Annotated in this window: 2 protein-coding genes; both read right to left on the bottom strand. The window is 37.3% G+C overall.

The genetic code is table 11. The features are described 5' to 3' along the window. Window positions 1–117: 117 nt before the first annotated feature. Window positions 118–783, bottom strand: coding sequence for a NuoB/complex I 20 kDa subunit family protein (locus CEX73_RS02860; RefSeq protein WP_101627078.1), 666 nt, complete (start codon window positions 781–783; stop codon window positions 118–120). Window position 784: 1 nt separating this feature from the next. Beyond that, complete coding sequence (gene ndhC / locus CEX73_RS02855) at window positions 785–1,219, bottom strand: NADH-quinone oxidoreductase subunit A (RefSeq protein ID WP_101627077.1); 435 nt, start codon at window positions 1,217–1,219, stop codon at window positions 785–787. Window positions 1,220–1,390: the final 171 nt, after the last annotated feature.

Here is a 1,390-nt window from a genome sequence, read left to right as displayed (position 1 = left end):
GTCATTAATAAATATTTGATAGTTATATGTTAATATACTAATATATGTTCCTTTAACATGCCTCATGATGTGCAAAGCAAAGCAAAGACAAGGAGACAGACATATTAGCTTAGCGTATTAAATCTCTTCAGGAGAACGTAGAGAGGTAACTGCAATGCGTTCATTATGTTTTCTTTTTCGTTCTGATGCCATGTTAGCGCGATATACCCCTTGATCACCTACCATCCAAGATAGCGGGCGCCGTTCTTTACCAATAGCTTCTTTTAAAAGTAAAAGTGCCTGAATATATGCCTCAGGTCGCGGCGGGCAGCCGGGAATATACACATCTACCGGTAGAAATTTGTCTACTCCCTGTACTACAGAGTAGATATCGTACATACCCCCTGAGTTAGCACAAGAACCCATGGAGATAACCCATTTAGGTTCTAACATCTGATCATATAGACGCTGAATGACTGGGGCCATTTTTATGAATGGGGTACCAGCAACAACCATAAAGTCGGCTTGGCGCGGTGAAGCACGGATAACCTCAGAGCCAAAACGTGCTACATCGTGTACGGCAGTGAAAGAAGTCGTCATTTCTACATAACAACAGGAAAGGCCAAAGTTATAAGGCCAGAGAGAGTTACCACGTCCCCAATTAACAATATTATGTAGAATATGCTTTAGTTTACCTAAATAAATATTATGGTTTACATACTCCTCTAGTGGATCTGCTACACCCTTTTGCTTCTGTAAAGGGTAATTGTTTTTATCTTCAACGCGGGTAAGCGTGTAATCCATTTTAATTTCTCATGATTATTTTGGGGTCGGGGCGCTTTAAGCGTAAGAAACTATCTGGTGTCCAGTTAAGCCCGCCGATACGTACTAGATAAACCAAACTAATGAGTAAGATAAGAATAAACATTATTGCTTCGCAAAATCCTAACCATCCTACTTCACGGAGAGCGCTGGCCCAAGCATAGAGATAAAAAGTTTCGACATCGAAAATAACAAAAAACATTGCGACTAAATAAAACTTAGCGGCAAGCCGTAATCTCGCTGTTCCTACAGAATTAATGCCTGATTCGAAAGGAAGATTTCTCGAATGCACTGTAATGTGCTGGCGCCCTCCTAGTACAAAGCTAATTATGAGCAGAAAAGTACACAGTGCTATAGCACCAATAACAAAAATGGCAAACGCCCAATTATTAGCGATAACTTCAGTCGTCATCGACATTCTCTTTGCGAAGAATCATTCTATTTATTTATAGTATAGTGTTGATTGATAGTTTTATCTATTATATTTATAAAATATACCTAGTTATAAATTATATATAAATATATTAATATATTTATATATAATTAGTTATTATTCAATAACTTAATTTACTGTTATTTGTAAAATAAA

Source organism: Candidatus Palibaumannia cicadellinicola (assembly GCF_002855795.1).
GTDB lineage: Bacteria > Pseudomonadota > Gammaproteobacteria > Enterobacterales > Enterobacteriaceae > Baumannia > Baumannia cicadellinicola_C.
Note: the sequence above shows the minus strand (reverse complement) of the source record. Positions and strands in the feature narration are given on the sequence as shown.